This window comes from Kitasatospora dryopteridis (genome assembly GCF_050749075.1).
Classification (GTDB): Bacteria; Actinomycetota; Actinomycetes; order Streptomycetales; family Streptomycetaceae; genus Kitasatospora.
Genome location: NZ_CP192749.1, coordinates 6,644,183 through 6,662,895 on the forward strand (window position 1 = coordinate 6,644,183; position 18,713 = coordinate 6,662,895).

The 18,713-nt window shown below is 75.2% G+C and carries 17 protein-coding genes and 1 pseudogene; 10 read left to right on the plus strand and 8 right to left on the minus strand.

What is annotated here, in order from left to right; genetic code table 11:
- Positions 1–99: 99 nt before the first annotated feature.
- The gene (locus ACQ614_RS29955) at positions 100–969 is read right to left on the minus strand and encodes a 3-hydroxybutyryl-CoA dehydrogenase (RefSeq protein WP_431681978.1); all 870 of its coding nucleotides are present in this window, start codon (positions 967–969) and stop codon (positions 100–102) included.
- Between the two features lie 231 nt (positions 970–1,200).
- On the opposite strand from ACQ614_RS29955, the gene ACQ614_RS29960 reads away from it, so the two are divergent.
- Positions 1,201–2,019 (plus strand): SDR family NAD(P)-dependent oxidoreductase, encoded by an 819-nt coding sequence (locus ACQ614_RS29960; RefSeq protein ID WP_431681981.1) that lies wholly within the window; start codon positions 1,201–1,203, stop codon positions 2,017–2,019.
- Between the two features lie 216 nt (positions 2,020–2,235).
- On the opposite strand, the gene ACQ614_RS29965 is transcribed toward ACQ614_RS29960, so the two are convergent.
- Complete coding sequence (locus ACQ614_RS29965; RefSeq protein WP_431681984.1) at positions 2,236–3,231, minus strand: ketopantoate reductase family protein; 996 nt, start codon at positions 3,229–3,231, stop codon at positions 2,236–2,238.
- Between the two features lie 115 nt (positions 3,232–3,346).
- Positions 3,347–4,204 (minus strand): arylamine N-acetyltransferase family protein, encoded by an 858-nt coding sequence (locus tag ACQ614_RS29970; RefSeq protein WP_431681985.1) that lies wholly within the window; start codon positions 4,202–4,204, stop codon positions 3,347–3,349.
- Between the two features lie 18 nt (positions 4,205–4,222).
- On the opposite strand from ACQ614_RS29970, the gene ACQ614_RS29975 reads away from it, so the two are divergent.
- Positions 4,223–4,780, plus strand: coding sequence for an HD domain-containing protein (locus ACQ614_RS29975; protein WP_431681987.1), 558 nt, complete (start codon positions 4,223–4,225; stop codon positions 4,778–4,780).
- A gap of 25 nt (positions 4,781–4,805) precedes the next feature.
- Here ACQ614_RS29975 and ACQ614_RS29980 read toward each other — a convergent pair whose 3' ends face one another.
- Both ACQ614_RS29980 and ACQ614_RS29985 read right to left on the minus strand, forming a co-directional pair.
- A complete protein-coding gene (locus tag ACQ614_RS29980) occupies positions 4,806–5,459 on the minus strand; it encodes a GNAT family N-acetyltransferase (protein WP_431681988.1) in 654 nt (217 codons plus the stop codon).
- Entirely contained in the window at positions 5,459–6,424 is a 966-nt protein-coding gene (locus ACQ614_RS29985; RefSeq protein ID WP_431681989.1) for a DMT family transporter, read from the minus strand. Before ACQ614_RS29985 ends, ACQ614_RS29980 begins: the two co-directional genes overlap by 1 nt.
- Positions 6,425–6,521: 97 nt before the next feature.
- Here ACQ614_RS29985 and ACQ614_RS29990 point away from each other — a divergent pair, with 97 nt between their 5' ends.
- Positions 6,522–7,913 carry a PLP-dependent aminotransferase family protein gene (locus tag ACQ614_RS29990; protein ID WP_431681991.1) on the plus strand — a complete coding sequence of 464 codons (1,392 nt, stop codon included), beginning with the start codon at positions 6,522–6,524 and terminating at the stop codon, positions 7,911–7,913.
- 127 nt (positions 7,914–8,040) lie between these two features.
- Here ACQ614_RS29990 and ACQ614_RS29995 read toward each other — a convergent pair.
- Positions 8,041–8,553, minus strand: a pseudogene (locus tag ACQ614_RS29995) (GNAT family N-acetyltransferase); the annotation flags it as partial.
- A gap of 166 nt (positions 8,554–8,719) precedes the next feature.
- On the opposite strand from ACQ614_RS29995, the gene ACQ614_RS30000 reads away from it, so the two are divergent.
- Genes ACQ614_RS30000 through ACQ614_RS30010 form a run of 3 tightly spaced genes read left to right on the plus strand, consistent with a single transcriptional unit; the run spans position 8,720 to position 11,824 of the window.
- On the plus strand, positions 8,720–10,315 hold the full coding sequence (locus ACQ614_RS30000; protein ID WP_431681992.1) for a serine/threonine-protein kinase: 1,596 nt from the start codon (positions 8,720–8,722) through the stop codon (positions 10,313–10,315).
- The gene (locus ACQ614_RS30005; RefSeq protein ID WP_431681994.1) at positions 10,315–11,202 is read left to right on the plus strand and encodes a hypothetical protein; all 888 of its coding nucleotides are present in this window, start codon (positions 10,315–10,317) and stop codon (positions 11,200–11,202) included. The genes ACQ614_RS30000 and ACQ614_RS30005 overlap by 1 nt, the downstream gene beginning before the upstream one ends.
- 52 nt (positions 11,203–11,254) lie before the next feature.
- The gene (locus ACQ614_RS30010; RefSeq protein WP_431681997.1) at positions 11,255–11,824 is read left to right on the plus strand and encodes a GNAT family N-acetyltransferase; all 570 of its coding nucleotides are present in this window, start codon (positions 11,255–11,257) and stop codon (positions 11,822–11,824) included.
- A gap of 56 nt (positions 11,825–11,880) precedes the next feature.
- On the opposite strand, the gene ACQ614_RS30015 is transcribed toward ACQ614_RS30010, so the two are convergent.
- Positions 11,881–12,408 (minus strand): hypothetical protein, encoded by a 528-nt coding sequence (locus tag ACQ614_RS30015; protein ID WP_431682000.1) that lies wholly within the window; start codon positions 12,406–12,408, stop codon positions 11,881–11,883.
- Between the two features lie 214 nt (positions 12,409–12,622).
- Here ACQ614_RS30015 and ACQ614_RS30020 point away from each other — a divergent pair, with 214 nt between their 5' ends.
- Both ACQ614_RS30020 and ACQ614_RS30025 read left to right on the plus strand, forming a co-directional pair.
- Positions 12,623–13,768: an SUKH-4 family immunity protein gene (locus tag ACQ614_RS30020; RefSeq protein ID WP_431682001.1), complete on the plus strand. Its 1,146-nt coding sequence runs from the start codon at positions 12,623–12,625 to the stop codon at positions 13,766–13,768.
- A 42-nt stretch (positions 13,769–13,810) separates the two neighbouring features.
- A complete protein-coding gene (locus tag ACQ614_RS30025) occupies positions 13,811–14,959 on the plus strand; it encodes a methyltransferase (RefSeq protein ID WP_431682003.1) in 1,149 nt (382 codons plus the stop codon).
- 57 nt (positions 14,960–15,016) lie between these two features.
- On the opposite strand, the gene ACQ614_RS30030 is transcribed toward ACQ614_RS30025, so the two are convergent.
- Positions 15,017–16,234, minus strand: coding sequence for a beta-ketoacyl-[acyl-carrier-protein] synthase family protein (locus tag ACQ614_RS30030; protein ID WP_431682005.1), 1,218 nt, complete (start codon positions 16,232–16,234; stop codon positions 15,017–15,019).
- Positions 16,235–16,494: 260 nt separating this feature from the next.
- On the opposite strand from ACQ614_RS30030, the gene argC reads away from it, so the two are divergent.
- Both argC and argJ read left to right on the plus strand, forming a co-directional pair.
- Entirely contained in the window at positions 16,495–17,523 is a 1,029-nt protein-coding gene (argC, locus tag ACQ614_RS30035; protein WP_363496009.1) for an N-acetyl-gamma-glutamyl-phosphate reductase, read from the plus strand.
- A gap of 26 nt (positions 17,524–17,549) precedes the next feature.
- Positions 17,550–18,704 carry a bifunctional glutamate N-acetyltransferase/amino-acid acetyltransferase ArgJ gene (gene argJ, locus ACQ614_RS30040; protein WP_431684061.1) on the plus strand — a complete coding sequence of 385 codons (1,155 nt, stop codon included), beginning with the start codon at positions 17,550–17,552 and terminating at the stop codon, positions 18,702–18,704.
- Positions 18,705–18,713: the final 9 nt, after the last annotated feature.

Sequence of the window (18,713 nt, forward strand, 5' to 3'; positions counted from 1 at the left end):
CCCCTGTGGTGTGCTGCTTCGGGTGCTGGGAGGTGGTGGGGCCGCGGCGCCCGCCCGGGACGGCCGTCCCGGGCGGGCGCCGCGCGAGCGGCCCGGCGGTCAGGCCGAGGCGGAGTAGTCGTAGAAGCCGCGGCCCGACTTGCGGCCGAGCAGACCGGCGCCGACCATCCGGGACAGCAGCGGCGGCGCCGCGTACAGCGGCTCCTTGTACTCGTCGTACATCGAGTCGGCGATCGACACGATGGTGTCCAGGCCGATCAGGTCGCACAGCCGCAGCGGGCCCATCGGGTGGGCGCAGCCCGCCTCCATGCCCTTGTCGATGTCGGCCGCGGTCGCCACCCCGGACTCGAACATGCGCACCGCGGACAGCAGGTACGGCACCAGCAGCGCGTTCACCACGAAGCCGGCCCGGTCGCGGGCGCGGATCGGCTCCTTGCCGAGCGCCTGCACCGTGAACTCCTCCACCCGCGCCGTGGTCTCGGCGGAGGTGGTCAGCGTCGGGATGACCTCGACCAGCTTCTGCACCGGGGCCGGGTTGAAGAAGTGCAGGCCGATGACCTGCTCCGGGCGGGAGGTGGCGGCCGCCAGCTTCACGATCGGGATGGACGAGGTGTTGGAGGCCAGGATCGCGTCGCGGCGCTCGACCACGCGGTCCAGCGTCTCGAAGATCTGCACCTTGATGTCCTCGCGCTCGGCGACCGCCTCGACCACCAGGTCGCGGTCGGCGAAGTCGGCGAGGTCGACGGTGAACGAGAGCCGGGCCAGCGCCGCGTCCCGCTGCTCCTCGGAAAGCTTGCCGCGCCTGACCGCGGTCTCCAGCGAGTTGGTCAGCCGGGTGCGGCCGAGCTCCAGGGCCTCGCCGGTCGCCTCGGCAACCAGGACGTCCAGACCGGAGCGGGCGAAGACCTCGGCGATGCCCGACCCCATGAGGCCGCAGCCGATCACTCCGACGCGCGCGATGTCACTCACTCAGTTGCCCTTCACGGTGGTGCCGGGGGTTGCCCGGCGAGGTGCTGTTCAGCGGGCCGGCGCCGGGGCTCGGTGGGCCCCACACGCGTGTCCTGGTCGACCGTACTACTCCCGGGCACCGTGCGGACGCGCTGGGCCGTTCGGATGACCCCGGGCCGCCGTTCGGCTGGGCTGCCCGGCCCCGCGCCGCCGCCGGACCAGAATGCAGGGCAGCCGAGGAGGGAGCACGCGATGGGGACGGGATCACTGGCGGGGCAGGTCGGCCTGGTCACCGGGGCCGGCCGCGGCATCGGCCGGGAGATCGCCATCGGACTGGCCGCCGAGGGGATGATGCTCGGCCTGGTCGGCCGTACGCACGCCACGCTCACCGAGACCCTGCGCGAGTGCGTCAAGCACGGCGCCCGCGGCGTCGCGGTCAGTGCCGACGTCACCCGCCCCGGCAACGTCCGGGAGGCCGTCCGCACCGTCCAGCGCGACCTCGGCCCGATCGACCTGCTGGTCAACAACGCCGGCGAGATCGACCACGTCGAGGTGCCGCTCTGGGAGGCCGACCCCAACCAGTGGTGGCACGTCGTGGAGACCAACCTGCGCGGCCCCTTCAACATGCTGCGCAGCGTGCTCCCCGGCATGGTCGAGCGCGGCGGCGGCCGGGTGGTCAACCTGAACTCCGGCTTCGCCCTGCGCCCCGACGGCCGCTACACCGCCTACGCCACCTCCAAGGGCGCCCTGCTCAAGCTCTCCGACAACATCGCCGACTCGCTCGCCGAACACCACGTCGTCGTCCTCGACATCAGCCCCGGCGCGGTCAGGACGGACATGACCGCCGCCATGCCGATGTTCGCCGACAAGAAGGACTGGGGCTCCATCCCGTACATGGTGGCCGTCGTCGTGGACGCCGCCCGGGGCCGCTTCGACGCCCTGCACGGCCGGTTCGTCCACGCCGGGCGGGACGACCTGGAGACCCTGTGCGCCCGCGCCGGGGACATCCGCGAGGCCGACGCCCGCACCCTCCGGCTGCGCCCGTACGGGCCGGACGACCCGGTGGCCTGAGGCTGTTCTGTCGCCCGCTCGCCGCTGTTCTGTCGCCCGCTCGCCTCCGGGCGCTGTTCTGTCGCCCGCTCGCCTCCGGGCCCTCCTGACCCGGCGCCGACACTCGTCGCTCCGTCGCTGCGCTCCCGCGCTCCTCCCTTTCGGCACCGGCGGGCCCTTCGGCTCGGGGCGGGTGGGGTCAGCCGGTGATCGGCTTCCGGCCGCCCGCCCGGCGGGTCACGATTCCAGCAGTGCCGCGAGCTCAGGTTCCGGCAGGGTGCCCGGGGCCAGGCCCTCGCGGGCGAAGGCGTTGGCGAGCCGCTGCAGGGCCGCGTTCAGCGGGGTCGGCACGCCGTGCTGCCGGCCCAGCAGCACGATCTCCCCGTTCAGGTAGTCCGCCTCGATGTCGCCGGAGCCCCGCGCCAGGCTCTGCCAGGACGAGCCGCCGCCCCGCTCCTCCCCGTCGATCGGCAGCAGGACGACCCGGTCGCGGCCGGCCGCCCGCTGCTCCTCCGCGCCGGCGTGGCCGATTCCGGCGGCCTCCAGCACGGCCCGGCCCTCGGCGGACGTCCGCTCGGCCAGGGCCAGCCGCAGGCCGCCGTCGATCGGCCCGCCGACGGCCTCCAGCGCATTGTTCAGATTGCCGAGCAGCTTGGCGTACTTCCAGCGCATCACGTCCTCGCTGACCGGGGCGCCGAAGTGCGCGGCCGCCAGGTCGGCGGCGACCTGCTCGGCGGTGGCGTCGCTGCCGCCGGTGCAGCGGCCGATGTGCAGGATGCCGGTCAGCGGGCTGCCCGCCGCCGAGACCTTCCCCGGCTCCAGGTGGGTGGACGGCAGCCACACGCACACCCCGTACACGTGGCGGAAGCGGCGCAGCGCGAGCCGCTCGTTCTCGACGCCGTTCTGTGCGCAGAGCAGCGGCAGCACCTCGCCGGCCGTGCCGCCGCCCGCCACCGGCCGGGCGGCCCAGGCGTCGAGCAGCGGCACGGAGTGCTGCGTCTTCACCGCGAGCACCAGCACGTCCCCGTCGCGCAGGTCGACCTCCTCGGGACCGCCGACGGCCGGGACGGACAGCGTCCGCGTGCCCTCCGGGGTGGCCAGCCGCAGGCCGTCCTTGCGCAGCGCCTCCAGGTGCGCACCGCGGGCGACCAGCACCACCTCGCGCCCGCTCTCGTGGAGCCTGCCGCCGATCGTCCCGCCGACCGCGCCGGCGCCGATGATGATGTATCGCATGCCCCCGACCTTGGCACGGCCGCTGCCGCCGACGCCAGGAGTTGTCGTCGAAGGCACTCGGGTGGTCAATTCAGGGGCGCGGGGGCACCTCATGGGTGTCCGAGTGCGGCAGGCTTCAGGCCGGGGCCGGCTGGGTGGCCTTCCAGGCCATGTGGGCGCCGTGGACCTTCTGCCAGAGTGCGGCGCGGCCCTCGGGGCCCACGTCGGAGAGGTCCAGCCCGAAGCGGTCGGTGAGCAGCGCGAACCACTCCTGCTCGTCGGTGACCTCGCGGGCCTCCCGGCCCGCCGTCCCGGCCTGCAGCAGCACGCAGCCGCGCAGCGCCTCGAAGCCGTCGGCGTTCCGCAGGAAGGTGCAGTAGAACTGCACGAAGGCGGACTCCGGCGAGGTCGAGAGCCGGGTGTGCTCGGCGGCGAAGTCGGCCGGGTCGGCGGGCTCCGGCGAGAACTCCATGCCCCGGAACGAGCCCGCCGGGTCGTGTTCCAGCCGCCAGCCGCCCGGCACCACCGCGGACGGCGTCAGCCCGAAGCGGAGGGATCCCTGCCGGTGGCTGCCCGCCCGGAGCGGCAGCGGCTCGTACAGGCCGTCGCCGAGACCGACGTCCACCAGCCAGGGGCCCTCGGCCGTGCGGACGGTGAGCGCCATGTGGTTGCCGGCGGCGCCGACCGGCTCCAGGTCCACCTGCCGCTGCACACCGGCCAGGTGCCGGGTCACGTCGAAGCCCAGGGCCGCCAGCAGCGCCGAGAACGCGCCGTTGAGGTGGAAGCAGTAGCCGCCGCGGCCGCGCACGATCCGTTCCGCGGACTCCACCGGGTCGACCGTCGTCGGCCGCCCCAGCTGGATCTCCAGGTCCTCGTACGGCACCCGCTCCACGTGGGCGCGGTGCAGGACCGCCAGCGCGGCGGCGGTCGGAGCGGAAGGACGCGGCAGGCCGAGGCGGTGCAGGTACCGCCCGACGAGGTCATGGCTCAGCATGGGAGGCACACTAGCGGCATGATCGATCGTCAGTTCGTACCGGCCCCGCTGCCCCCGGACGCCGCCGCACTGCTCGAGGAACTCGCCGCTCCGCCCCGGCTGGTGGCCCACCTGAGCCTCGTCCACGACGTCGCCCTGCGGCTGCTGGCGGAGTGGGGCGAGGTACTCGGGGTCGATGCCGAGGAGGTCCGGTACGGCGCGGCCACCCACGACATCGGCAAGGTGCTGCACCCCGAGGAGCTGTCCGCCCCCGGCGCGCTGCACGAGGAGGCCGGCCGGGCCCTGCTGCTCGCCCGCGGCGTGCCGCCCGGGCGGGCCCGCTTCGCCGGCACCCACGCCTCCTGGACGCTTCCGGGCATCAGCACCGGGGAGCTCCTGGTGAGCCTCGCCGACAAGATCTGGAAGGGCCGCCGGCAGGCCGACCTGGAGGACCTCGTCACGGAGCGGTTGGCCGCGGCGCGCGGCGTGCCGCGATGGGAGGCGTTCCTCGAACTCGACGACCTGCTGGCCGCGCTGGCGCAGGACGCGGACGCCCGGCTCGCCCACCAGGCGTCCTTCCCGCTCCTGGCCGGCTGAGCGGCGGCGCGGGGGCAACCCGCTCTCAGTCGGCGGCGGGCAGGCCGAAGTCGGGGAGGCACGGCCCGAGGCCGGTGATCCCGACCGGCGGGCGGTCCGTCCGCTCCCAGTCGGCGCGGGTCAGCCGGAACCGCTGCGAGACGGCCGCCCGGCCGCGGACGTTGTCCCGCTGGACGCCGTCCGGCCGGTAGCCCAGGCGGGTGGAGACGCCGAGCGAGGCGGCGTTGTCGGTGAACGCGGCGGAGGCCGCCTCCTCCGCACCCAGCCCGGCGAACGCCAGGTGCAGCACCGCCGAGCGCATCTCCCGGCCGATCCCGCGGCCCTGGTGCGCCATGCCCAGCCAGGAACCGGTGCGCACCTCGCGGACGACGGCGAAGTCCCTGCCGCTGACGGCCTGCACACCGACCGGCTGTCCGTCGGCGAACACCACCAGGGTGAGCACCCAGTTCTCCGGCGACCAGGCGCCGCGGCACTTCCAGTGCTGCTGCACCACGGACCGGGCGCGCTGCGCGGGCGGAACGTCCGTCCACGCGCTGATGAAGGGCATGCGGTCGGGCTCGTGGACGCCCTCCGCGGCGACGTCCGCCAGCCGGGCCAGCTCCTCCTCGGAGGGCAGCCGCAGTTCGAGCCGTTCGGTGACGAGCCGCAGCCCCAGCAGCGGCCAGTGGTCGGTCAGCATCAACGCATTGTGACGGACCGTCGGCCCGCTCGCACCCCTGATTCCGGTGTTCCGAGCCCCGACGGGCCGACGGGTGCCCGGCGGGGGCTGCGCAGGCCCAGACAGACCCCGCAGCCGACCAGCACCGCACCGAAGACCTCTCCCGCACCCGGCACCCCCTCGCCGAGGACGGCGCCCGACAGCGCCGCGGTGATCGGCACCAGCCCCGCGAACAGGCCCGCCCGCTCAGGACCCAGCCGCTCCAGCGCCCGGTACCAGAGCAGGAACGCCACACAGGTCATCAGCACCGCCAGGTAGAGCAGCGCGGCGAGTTCACTGCCGTCCGGCCGCCGCAGCGCCGCCCGCCCGTCGGCCAGTACGGCCGCCACGGAGAACATCGGCACCGCCAGCACCGTCGCCCAGGCCGACACCCCGACCGGCCCCAGCCGCGGCAGCAGCGGCACCGCGAGCAGTGAGAACGCCGCCTCGCAGCCGAGCGTCCCCAGGGCGAAGGCGGTACCGGCGGCGTCCCCCGTGCCGAACCCCTGCGCGGCAGCCGCCCCGGCGGCGACCACCGCCGCCGCGGTCACCGCCGCCGCCCCGGGCCGTCGGCCGGCCAGCAGCGGCCCGAGGACGGCCATCACCAGCGGCGCCGCACCCACCACACTGCCCACCGCAGCCGGCCCCGAATGCCGCAGCGCCTGCACCAGCAGCACGTTGAACCCGACCAGCCCCGTACCCGCCAGCGCCACCAACCGCCCGAACTCCCGCCCCGTCGGCAGCCGGGCGCCCGGGTCACCGCCCGAGGGCCCGGAACTCCGGAGGGCGATCGGCACCAGCAGCACGGACGCCAGCAGATACCGCAGCGCCTGCCCGCCGAGCAGCGGGTAGGCCGAGAACGCGGCGCTCACACCGGTGGAACAGCCGAGCAGGCTCATCGCGGCCGCGCCGCGCAGACCGCCGGAGGCGGTGGGGGAGAGGGGCATGCCCGCCACGCTAGGTAACGAATGGTCCACCTGCCAGGTCCACTTCCATGCCCAAGGAGTGGACCACTTTCGGCAGCGTCCCGGATACCCTCCCGGCATGGCCGAACTCCTGATCGTCCTCGACCCCTCCGCGGACGGCGGCGGCCTCACCGCCGCACTCACCCGGGCCCTGCGCGAGGCCGTCCGACAGGGCCGCCCACCGGCGGGCGGCCGGCTGCCGTCCACCCGCGCTCTCGCCCGCGACCTCGGCGTCTCCCGCGGCACGGTCGTCGAGGCGTACGCCCAACTCGTCGCCGAGGGCTACCTGGTGAGCGCCCGAGGGGCCGGCACCCGGGTCGCCGACGGCATCGCGCCTCGCCCGCCCGCCGCCGCACCGGCCGCGGACACCCCCGCCGTCTGCTACGACCTGAAGCCCGGCACCCCGGACCTCTCCGCCTTCCCGCGGGCCGCCTGGCAGGCCGCCCTGCGCCGCGCCCTCGCCGCCGCCGAGCACACCGCCCTCGGCTACGGCGACCCGGCCGGGCACCCCGGGCTGCGGGCCGAACTCGCCGCCTACCTGGGCCGGGTCCGCGCCGCCGCGGCCGCCCCCGGGCAGGTGGTGGTGGTCGGCGGTGTCGCCCAGGGGCTCGCGCTGGCGGTCCGCCGGCTCGTCCGGCACGGCCACCGCACCATCGCGGTCGAGGACCCGGGCTCGCCCGGCACCTTCGGCCTGCTGCGCTCCCACGGCATCGAACCGGTCGGCGTCCCGGTCGACGCGTACGGCCTGGACGTCGGCGCACTGGCCGCCACCGGCGCCCGCGCCGTCCTCGTCACGCCGGCCCACCAGTACCCGACCGGCGTGGTGCTCGCCCCCGAACGCCGCGCAGCGCTGGTCGCCTGGGCCCGCCGCACCGGCGCGGTGGTGATCGAGGACGACTACGACGCCGAGTTCCGCTACGACCGGGAGCCCGTCGGCTGCCTGCAAGGGCTCGCCCCCGACCTCGTCGTCCACCTCGGCTCGCTCAGCAAGTCGCTCGCGCCCGGGCTGCGGCTGGGCTGGGCCGTCCTGCCGGAACCGATGGTCGGGGAGTTCCGCACCGACAAGCAGTACGCCGACCTCGGCTGCTCCGCCCTCGACCAACTCGCCTTCGCCAGGCTGCTCGCCGACGGCGGCCACGACCGGCACCTGCGCGCCGTCCGGGCCCGGTACCGCTCCCGCCGCGACGCCCTGGCCGCCGCCCTCGCCGAGCACCTGCCGGGCGCCGCCGTACGCGGCGTGGCGGCCGGCCTGCACCTGTACCTCGACCTGCCCGCCGGGTGCTCCGAGGAGGCCGTGGTGGCGGCCGCCGCCGCCCGCGGCCTGCGGGTCGAACCGGTCGCCCCGACCCGGCTGGCCGTCCCCGGGCCGCCCGCCCTCGTGCTCGGCTACGCCGGCCTGCCCGAACGTGCCCTCGCCCGTGCCGCCGCCCTGCTGGCCGAGGCCGTGGCGGAGTCCCGGCAGCACCCCTGAACCGGCCGCGGGCACACCCCGGAGAGCCGCCGGAGCGTCAGGGCCGCGGCCGGCGCAGGATCCTGATCCGGCGCCGCAGCGCCCGGGCGGCCCGGCGCCGCCGACCGGCAGCGGGGGGCTCGTCCGCCAGCTCGTCCGCCAGCAGGTCCATCAGCAGCCCGTCGTGCCAGGTGCCGTCCGGCCCGCGCTCGTACTGCCGCATCACACCCACCGGCCGGAAGCCGACCTTGCGGTAGCAGGCGATGGCGGGCGCGTTGTCCGCCGCCGGGTCGATGACCAGCCGGTGGTGGCCGAGTTCGGCCGTCAGGTAGCGGGCGAGGGTGCGGACGGCGTCGGTGCCGAGGCCGCGGCCGTGCACCGACGGGTCGAGGTACACGTCGATGCCCGCGTGCCGGTAGTCCGGCTCGTCCTCCTCGTGCCACTGGATCGCCCCGACCACCTGCCCCCGGTACTCCACGGCCAGGGTAGGCGTCCGCTCGTCCGCGAGGTCCGAGCGCACCTCCGCGACCATGTCGGGCCCGCCCCGCCAGCGGGCCCGCACCTCCGGCGTGGCACGGATCTCCGCCAGCGCGGGCACGTCGGCGGGCGTCGCCGGCCGCAGGAGGACGGCGGCGCCGGGCAGGGTCGGCCTGGTCTGCATGCAGGCACGCTACCCGCCCGCGGCCCTGGTGACGTCCCGTCAAGAGATCCGCCGCGACTTGGCCGGACCGGCCACCGCGCAGGCCCCCGCACCGGCATACTGTCGCCCGGCCCCACATGCGGCCGACCACGGCAGGACAGGCACGACAGCGGGGGGCCGCCGGCTCATGCAGCACTTCCCCGGGGGAGAACCCCGCCGGATCGGCCACTACGAGGTGCTCCGCAGACTCGGTGCCGGAGGCATGGGCGAGGTCTACCTCGCCAGGTCACCCGGAGGCCGCCAGGTCGCCCTCAAGATCGTCCACCCCGACCTGCAGGACGACCCGGAGGCACTGCCCCGGTTCCGCCGCGAAGTCGCCGTCGTCCGCACCATGCGGAGCGCCTTCTCCGCCGCCCTCGTCGACGCCGAGACCGAGCGCGCCCCGTACTGGCTCGCCACCGAGTACCTGCCGGGCCCGACGCTCCACGCGGCCGTCACCGCCTACGGACGGCCGCTGCCCGCCGGCACCTGCCGCCGACTGCTCGCCGCACTCGCCGAGGCGCTCGCCGACGCGCACCGCCAGGGCGTGCTCCACCGCGACCTGAAGCCCTCCAACGTCATCCTCGCCGCCGACGGCCCCCGCCTGATCGACTTCGGCATCGCCCGCAGCCCCGCCCACACCCGCACCGGCGACCTCCAGGCGATCGCCGGAACCCTCGGCTACCTGGCCCCCGAAGTCCTCTCCGGCCAGGAACGCGGCGCCGAACCGGCCGACGTCTTCGCCCTCGCCGGAACCGCCGCCTTCGCCGCGACCCGCCGGCCCCCGTTCACCGGGAGCGGCCAGGCCGCCCTGCTCGTCCAGGCCCTCACCGGCGAACTCGACCTCGACGGCGTCGAACCGGGCCTCGCCGACCTGCTGCGCCGCTGCGCCGCCCGCGAACCGGCCGCACGGCCCACCGCCGCCGCCGTCGTCCGCGAACTCGACACCACCGTCTCCCTGGTCGACGACCCGGTCTACCGCGAACTCATCGGCGCCGCACCCGGCCCGGAGCCGGACACCCTGCAGCCGGGCATCCCCCGCACCGTCCGCGTCCGCCCGCCCGGGCGGCTGACCGCCACCGTCGGCGCCTCCTCCGCGATCGCCGGTGCGGCCCTCGCCCTCGTCCTCTCCCTGGCCGCCGGACGGCTGCCGCCCGCCGACGCCGACGCGGCCGCAGCCTCCGCCGGCGCCACCACGACGGCCACCACCGCGCCCAAGCCCTCCGGCTCCGCGGCCAAGTCCTCTGCCTCCGCCGAGCCGCTGATCGGCGCCGACGGAAAACCCGGTCCGGTCCGCCCCGAGCGCATCCCCGCCGTCGACCGCGACCTTGTGTGGGGCTTCGCGAACAACGCCTGCAACCACCGCGCCACCTGGGACGGCACGCCGATCGACGGCCCCTACACCGGAGACTGGTCGATCCCGCTGGGGCCGGACCAGGACGGCAAGCGGCTGTTCGGCTCCAGCCGCAAGAGCGAGGACGGCAAGCCCGAGTACACCGTCGTCGAGATCCGGCCCCCGGCGCAGTCGGCCGCCCACGAGCACCCGGCGGTCCAGATCAGCAAGGTGCTCCTGGTCGGCAGCCCGGTCGGCGGCCAGCCGCCGGAGAGCTACGTCGACTACCCGTCGGACTTCCCCGGCGCGGCAGCGCTCGACCAGAAGGGCGACTGGACGGTGGTCTACTACAAGATCCGGCCCGACGGCTCGCTCGTCTCCAGCGTCTGCGGCGGATTCAGGATCGGTTGATGACACTTCTCGCACCCCGCCCCGGCAGCTCGTCCATGACCGCCGCCGCCCGCCGCCGACTGATCGCGGTCGGCGCCGGCAGCGCCGCCGCGGCCTTCGCCCTCACCTGGATCACCGCCCCCTCGCTGTGGCCCGCCTCGAAGACCGCCGCCGGCGGCAGGCCGGCCCCGGCGGCGAGCAGCCCCGGCGCCCTCCCATCCACCTCCACCTCTGCCTCGGCCGCGGCCGCCGGCGGGGCCGCCGCGGCACCCCCGGACGGCCCGCTGCTCGCCAACACCGAAGTGATCAAGCCGAGTTGCGACGGCAACAGCATGTGGCGGCTGCCGCTCGCCCCGGCCGAAGTGCGCCGCCTGGACGCCCCCGGCAACCCGGCCGACAGCTGGGCGCTCGGCCACCAGGGCGCCATCGCCGGGCAGTCGACCACCGAGGCGGTGGTCCAGAGCACCGCCGACCGCCAGATCGACCTGCGCCGCTTCGCCATCAACGCGGTCAGCCGCAAGACCGCCGTCACCGGCACCATGGTCAGCGTGCTGATCGACCCGCAGTGCGGCGGCGGCCCGCGCGAAATCGTCTACGTCACCGTCGACTTCGACCAGGACCCACCCGTCGTCAAGGGCAAGCGCGCCGACGACACCCCGGTGAACCTCAACTCCCTGAAGCTCTCCGTCGACCCCAACCAGTCCGTCACCTTCGAGATCACCGCCCTCAGCAAGAAGTGCGACTGCACCTGGACGGCCGAACTCAGCTACGTCGACCAGGGAAAGACCCGCACCCTCACCATCGACGACCAGGGCAGGCCCTTCCGGATCGCCCAGGGCGGCACCAAGTACCTGCGCTACAGCCGCATCGAGGGCAACCGCTGGCTCGACGCCGAGCTGTGGGGCTGAGCCGCCCCGAAATCACGTTGCCCGGCCCGCCGCCGCCACCGAGAATCCCCGGATGACCGCCGACTTCAGCCACAAGCCCGTACTCACCGGCGACCTCGTGCAGCTGCGCCCCTTCCGGCCCGAGGACCTGCCCGACATCGCCGCCGCCCTCGACGACCCCGAAGTGCGGCGGCTCACCGGCAGCGAGGGGCACCCCGCGTTCGACCCCGACGCACTGGCCCGCTGGTACAACTCCCGCAACGAGCAGCCGGACCGGCTCGACCTCGCCGTGACCGACCCGGCGACCGGCCGCTGCGTCGGCGAGGTCGTGCTCAACGAGTGGGACGAGGCCAACCGCAGCTGCAACTTCCGCACCCTGATCGGCCCCGCCGGCCGGAACCGCGGTCTCGGTACCGAAGCACTCCGGCTCGTTCTCGGCCACGCCTTCGACCACCTCGGCCTGCACCGCGTCTCGTTGGAGGTGTACGCCTTCAACCCGCGCGCCCGCCGCGTCTACGAGAAGGCCGGCTTCGTGGCGGAGGGCGTCCTGCGCCAGGCCCTCCGCGACGGCGACACCTGGGTCGACGCCACCGTCATGTCCGTCCTGGCCCCCGAATGGGCCGACCACCACGGCCGCCCCTGACGAACCCGCGCCGGAAAGATCCCGGCCCCGGCTGCATGCTGTCCGAACGCAGAAGGTCAGCGCCGCCGAGGTGCGGAGTCCGGGTCGGCCGGGAGGTCGAAGACGTGGTCGCCGTCGGCGGCCCGGACGACGACCCGGTCGGGGCCCGCCCAGTGGCTGTCCACCGGGCCGCCGCCCGCCGGGCCGTGGTCGAAGACGCCGAGCAGCCAGCGGCGGGCCGACCAGCCGCCGCCGGTCTCCACCTCCACGGACCAGCAGGGGCCGACGGCGTGCCGCACCACCAGCAGGATGCGGTCGGCCCGGTCGGGCGCCACCGTGCTGAGCACCGTGTGCTGCCGCGGCGGCCCCACCACGTCCAGTACCCCGATCAGCACCCGCAGGACCAGCACCCCGGCCACCAGCACCCCCGGCGCCGTGAACAGCCCGCGGCCCGGCCGCTTCGGCGCCAGCAGCAGCGCCGCCACCAGCAGCAGCACGGCCCCGCCGAGCAGCAGCACCGGACGGTCCAGCAGTTCCGCCACCCGGACCCGACCGCCCGACCGGGCCGACCACGAACCCGCCGCGTACGCCGCGACCAGCAGCACCGACGCTCCTGCCGCAGCCCCCGCCGGCCGCCACCCGCGCCCGGCTCCCCTGCCGTCCCCCGCCACCGCGTCCCCCGCCACCACGTCCCCCGTACCCCGGGCGGGCGCCCCCCGGCGCCGCTCCGCCGCAGGCTAACACCGCCCGACAGGCCCGCTGTCGGCGCCCACCGATACGCTCGCCGGGAATCCGAGGCACCGTCAACGGGGGAGCGGAATGGCAGTGCAGACCGAACCGACAGGCCGTCGGCCGCTCACCGAGGCCGAGCTTCCCGCCGGGCTGACCCACGGCCCGAGCCGCCGCCACCTGCTCCGCCACGGGCTGCCCGCCTCCGGCGCGGGCCTGGACTTCACGCCCACCGCGGACGGCCCGCTGCCCGCCGTCGCCGAGGGCGTCCACCGGCTCGGGTCCGGCAGCACCTGCGGGGAGGTCGTCATCGTCGGGGCCACCGGCGAGATCCGCCTCGCCGACCGCCTAGGGCAAGGCCTGTCGAGCGACCCGCTCGCCTCCGACCTCGCCGCGCTGACCGCCCTGGTCGACGCGGTCGAGAGCGGGACCCGCCCCGACCCGGCGGCGTACGGCGGCCGGCGCGGCCCGTCCGTGGCCGACGCCGTGGTCACCGCGGCGACGGCCCGACTGCGCGCCATCGACCCGCGGCTGTTCGCCGACGGCGGCCGCCCCGCCCACTGGGAGACCGAACTGCTCCTCCGCAGCCTCGCCTGGGGCGCCCGCCCCGGCGGCCCGGACGGCCCCGCGTACGAGTTCGAGCCCGGCCTGGTCGACGACCTGGCCGACCTCGCCGCCTACGGGGAGGGCGGCTCCGTCCGACGCCTCCGCCCGGAGGAGGTGCCCGCGGCGATCACCCACGCGCCGACCCGCAGGCTGCTCACCGAGCACGGCCTGCCGCTGCAGTACGAGATGTTCGGCGTCGCGGGCGACGGGCCGCTGCGGACCATGGCCGAGTCCCACCCCGAGGGCTTCGCCGTCCCGCACGACCGCTCCGACCAGGCCGGCTTCCTCGCGATCGGCTGGTGGCCGCACGACCTGCCGGTCGCCCTCGACGGCGCCACCGGCCGCCTGGAGCTCCCCGCCTGGTACGAGGAGGGCGGCCCCGCCCGCTACCTCCACCGCGACCTGTCCGCACTGCTGTACGCCTGCTGGACGTACGAGCGGCTGCGCGCCGCCTGGTACCGGGCGGAGGAGGACGGCCACCCGTGGCAGGCGTTCGACCCGAGGGCGGTGCTGCACGCCGTGGTCGACGCCGTGGTCGAGGCGGTCGACCCGGAGTCGTTCGCCACCGCCGACCACTCCTGGCGGCAGCTCGCCGAGGACCCGTACACCGGGGGCCTGCTCGGCGGCTGAGCCGGTCCGGGGCGGTGCCCCGGGTCGGCTAGCCTGGGCGCGATGAACCGCTTGAGCACGCCGTGGGGCGAGATCGACCTCACCCGCTTCCCCGAGGACCCCCGCGACCGGCTGCGCGCCTGGGACGCCGCCGACGACTACCTGCTGCGGCACCTGGCGGAGAGCGGCACCGACCTGTCCGGCAATGTGGTCGTGGTCGGCGACCGCTGGGGGGCCCTGGCCACCGCCCTGGCCCCGCACCACCCCGTGCAGATCGGCGACTCCTACCTCGGCCGCCGTGCCACCGAGGCCAACCTGGCCCGCAACCACCCCGCGGACGCGGACGCCGTCCGGCTGCTGTCCACCCGCGACACCTCGCCGGACCGCATCGACGTGCTGCTCGTCCGGGTGCCCAAGAGCCTGGCCCTGCTGGAGGACCAGCTGCACCGGCTCGCCCCGGCGGTCCACGAGGGCACGGTGGTGGTCGGCACCGGCATGGTCACCGAGATCCACACCTCCACGCTCAAGCTGTTCGAGTCGGTCCTCGGCGCGACCCGCACCTCGCTGGCCGTCCGCAAGGCCCGGCTGATCTTCTGCACCCCGGACCCGGCGATCGCCCGCACCGGCAGCCCGTGGCCGCAGAGCTACCTGCTGCCCGACGGCATCGGTGCCGCCTCCGGGCACCGCGTCCACAACCACGCCGGCATCTTCTGTGCCGACCGCCTCGACATCGGCACCCGCTTCCTGCTCGGCCACCTCCCCGAACGGCACGGCCCGGAGACCGTGGTCGACCTCGGTTGCGGCAACGGGGTCGTCGGCACCGCCGCCGCCCTCGCCAACCCGGCCGCCGAAGTGGTCTTCCTCGACGAGTCGTACCAGGCCGTCGCCTCCGCCGAAGCGACCTTCCGGGCCAACCTCGGCCCGGACGCACCGGCCCGCTTCGAGGCGGGCGACGGCATGGCCGGGGTGGCCCCCGGCAGTGTCGACCTGGTCCTCAACAACCCGCCGTTCCACAGCCACCAGGCGCTCACCGACGCCACGGCCTGGCGGATGTTCACCGGCGCCCGCCGTGCTCTGCGCCCCGGCGGCGAACTCTGGGTCGTCGGCAACCGCCACCTCGGCTACCACGTCAAACTCCGCCGCCTGTTCGGCAACTGCCGCACCGTCGCCGGCGACCCGAAGTTCGTCCTCCTCCGCAGCGTCAAGAACTAGCGTTCACCCGTAGGGCAAGCCCGTAGGTGCCCCCACACGCCCCTTTGGACCAGCCACCTACGCGGGCGTGAACACCAGCGTGGCGTTGTGGCCGCCGAAGCCGAAGGCGTTGGTGATCGCTGCGCCGACGGCACCCGTCCGCGGGCCGCCGGTGACCACGTCCAGCTTGACCGCCGGGTCGGGGGTGTCGAGGTTCTGCGTCGCCGGGACGATGCCGTCCCGCACGGCGAGGACGGCCACCATGGCGCCGACCGCTCCGGCCGCGCCGAAGAGGTGCCCGGTCATGGACTTGGTCGCGGTGACGGCGGGGTGGGTGCCCACCGCCTCGGTGACGGACTGCGCCTCGGCGAGGTCGCCGAGCGGCGTGGAGGTCGCGTGGGCGTGCACGAGGTCGACCGCGAGCGGGGAGAGGTCGGCGGCGGCGAGGGCCTGCCGCATCGCCCTGACCTGGCCCTCCGGGTGGGCGGCGGTGATGTGGTGGGCGTCGGAGGTGACGGCGGCCCCGGCGAGTGCCGCGTACGGGCGGCCGCCGCGGGCGGCGGCGAAGGAGGCCCGTTCCAGGACGACGACTGCGGCGCCCTCGCCGATCACGAAGCCGTCCCGGTCGGCGTCGAACGGGCGGGAGGCCTGCCGAGGTGCGTCGTTGCGGGTGGAGTGCGCCTTGGCCTGGGCGAAGCCGGCCAGGGTGAGCGGGCAGATGCAGGCCTCGGCGCCGCCCGCCACCACGACGTCGGCGCGGCCGAGCCGGATGAGGTCCAGGCCGAGGGCGATCGCCTCGGCGCCGGAGGCGCAGGCGCTGACCGGGGTGTGGGCGCCGCCGCGTGCGCCGAGTTCGATGCTGACCCAGGCGGCGGGGCCGTTCGCCATCAGCATCGGCACGGTGTGCGGGGAGACCCGGCGGACACCGGCGGCCTCCAGCACGTCGTCCTGGCCGAGCATGGTGAGTGCGCCGCCGGTGCCGGTGCCGATCACCACGGCGAGCCGCTCGGGTTCGACGGCCGGGCGGCCCGCGTCGGCCCAGGCCTCCCGGGCGGCGACCAGGGCGACCTGTTCGCAGCGGTCCAGCCGGCGGGCCTGCACCCGGTCGAGGAGTTCGGTGGGCTCGACGGCGAGCCGTCCTGCGATCCGCACCGGCAGTCCGGCCGCCCACTCCTCCTCGATCGCGGTGATCCCGGACCGTCCCGCCAGCATCGCCGCCCAGGTCGAGGCGGTGTCCCCGCCGAGCGGAGTGGTGGCTCCCAGCCCGGTGACCACCACGTCGGTCTGTGCACTCACTGGTGAACTCCTTTGTGAAAGGGACACAACACCGTGCCCGCCGCGGAGGTGCCGCCGGTCGGGCCCGATTGTCACTCTGCCAAGGAACTGATGACGTTTCGGGCATTGGTCGGCACCGAGTCCGGCTGCTGAACTTTGGAGGGTTCGGATGGTTGGCGACGTCAGGGGGCGGGGATCGGGCAGGCTGGTCGGGGGTGCCCGAAGCTCCTTGCATGAAATTTCCAAGGTGCGTATATTCATGCTTAACGAAGGAGGACGCCATGGCATTGCGAGTCGCCGTCGCCGGAGCGAGCGGGTATGCGGGCGGTGAGGTGCTGCGCCTGCTGCTCGGGCACCCGGAGATCGAGATCGGGGCGCTGACGGGCGGCTCCAACGCGGGGGCGGTCTTCGGCACCCTGCAGCCGCACCTGCTGCCGCTGGCCGACCGCGTGCTCGAGCCCACCACCCCGGAGGTGCTGGCCGGGCACGACGTGGTCTTCCTCGGGCTGCCGCACGGCCAGTCCGCGGCCGTCGCCGAGGCGCTCGGCGAGGACGTGCTGGTCGTCGACTGCGGCGCCGACTTCCGGCTCAAGGATGCCGCGACCTGGGAGAAGTTCTACGGCTCCCCGCACGCCGGCACCTGGCCCTACGGCCTGCCCGAGCTGCCCGGCCACCGCGCCGCGCTCAAGGGCACCAAGCGGATCGCCGTCCCGGGCTGCTACCCGACGGCCGTCTCCCTCGCGCTGTTCCCCGCCTACGCGGCGAAGCTCGTCGAGCCGGAGGCCGTGGTCGTCGCCGCGTCCGGCACCTCGGGCGCCGGCAAGGCGGTCAAGCCGCACCTGCTCGGCAGCGAGGTGATGGGCTCGATGAGCCCGTACGGCGTCGGCGGCGTGCACCGCCACACCCCGGAGATGGCGCAGAACCTCGGCCCGGTGGCCGGCGAGGACGTCACCGTCTCCTTCACGCCGACCCTGGCCCCGATGCCCCGCGGCATCCTCGCCACCTGCAGCGCCAAGGCGAAGCCCGGCACCACCGCCGAGTCGCTGCGCGCCGCCTACAAGGAGGCGTTCGCCGGCGAGACCTTCGTCCGCCTGCTGCCCGAGGGCCAGTGGCCGCAGACCAGCTCGGTGTACGGCTCGAACGCCGCCCTCGTCCAGGTCGCACTGGACGAGCACGCCGGGCGGGTGATCGCCATCAGCGCGATCGACAACCTGGTGAAGGGCACCGCGGGCGGCGCGGTGCAGTCCATGAACATCGCCCTCGGCCTGCCCGAGGAGCTCGGCCTCCCGCTGAACGGAGTCGCACCGTGAGCCAGCCCGTGACGGACCAGCAGAACATCGGCGTGACGGCGGCGAAGGGCTTCCGCGCGGCCGGCGTCACGGCCGGCATCAAGGCCTCCGGCACCCCCGACCTCGCCCTCGTGGTCAACGACGGCCCGCAGTTCGCCGCGGCCGGCGTCTTCACCTCCAACCGGGTCAAGGCCGCCCCCGTGCTCTGGTCCGAGCAGGTGCTGAAGACCGGCTCGCTGGCCGCGGTCGTCCTCAACTCCGGCGGCGCCAACGCCTGCACCGGCCCGGAGGGCTTCCAGGACACCCACGCCACCGCCGAGAAGGTCGCCGCCGAGCTGAACGTGGGCGCGATCGAGGTCGCCGTCTGCTCCACCGGCCTGATCGGCGTCCGGCTGCCGATGGACATCCTGCTGCCCGGCGTCGAGCAGGCCGTCAAGGCTCTCAGCGGGGACGGCGGGGAGGCCGCCGCGATCGCCATCAAGACCACCGACACCGTGCACAAGACCGCGCAGGCCACCAGCCCGGCCGGCTGGACGGTCGGCGGCATGGCCAAGGGTGCGGGCATGCTCGCCCCGGGCCTGGCCACCATGCTGGTCGTCGTCACCACCGACGCCGCCGTGGAGAGCGCCGAGCTGGACGCCGCGCTGCGCGGCGCCACCCGCACCACCTTCGACCGGGTCGACTCCGACGGCTGCATGTCCACCAACGACACCGTGCTGCTGCTCGCCTCCGGCGCCTCCGGCGTCTCCCCGGACGCGGCCGAGTTCGCCGAGGCCGTCCGCACCGTCTGCGCCGACCTCGCCCGGCAGCTGATCGGCGACGCCGAGGGCGCCTCCAAGGACATCCGGATCGACGTCACCGGCGCCGCCACCGAGGACGAGGCCGTCGAGGTGGCCCGCACCGTCGCCCGCAACAACCTGCTGAAGTGCGCCATCCACGGCGAGGACCCGAACTGGGGCCGGGTGCTGGCCGCGATCGGCACCACCTCCGCCGCCTTCGAGCCGGACGCGCTCGACGTCGCCATCAACGGGGTGTGGGTCTGCCGCGGCGGCAGCGTCGGCGAGGACCGCGACCTGGTCGACATGGCCGGCCGCGAGGTCGTCATCACCGTGAACCTCAACGCCGGCACGGCCGCCGCCACCGTGTGGACCAACGACCTCACCGCCGACTACGTGCACGAGAACAGCGCCTACTCGACCTGATCCCGGGGG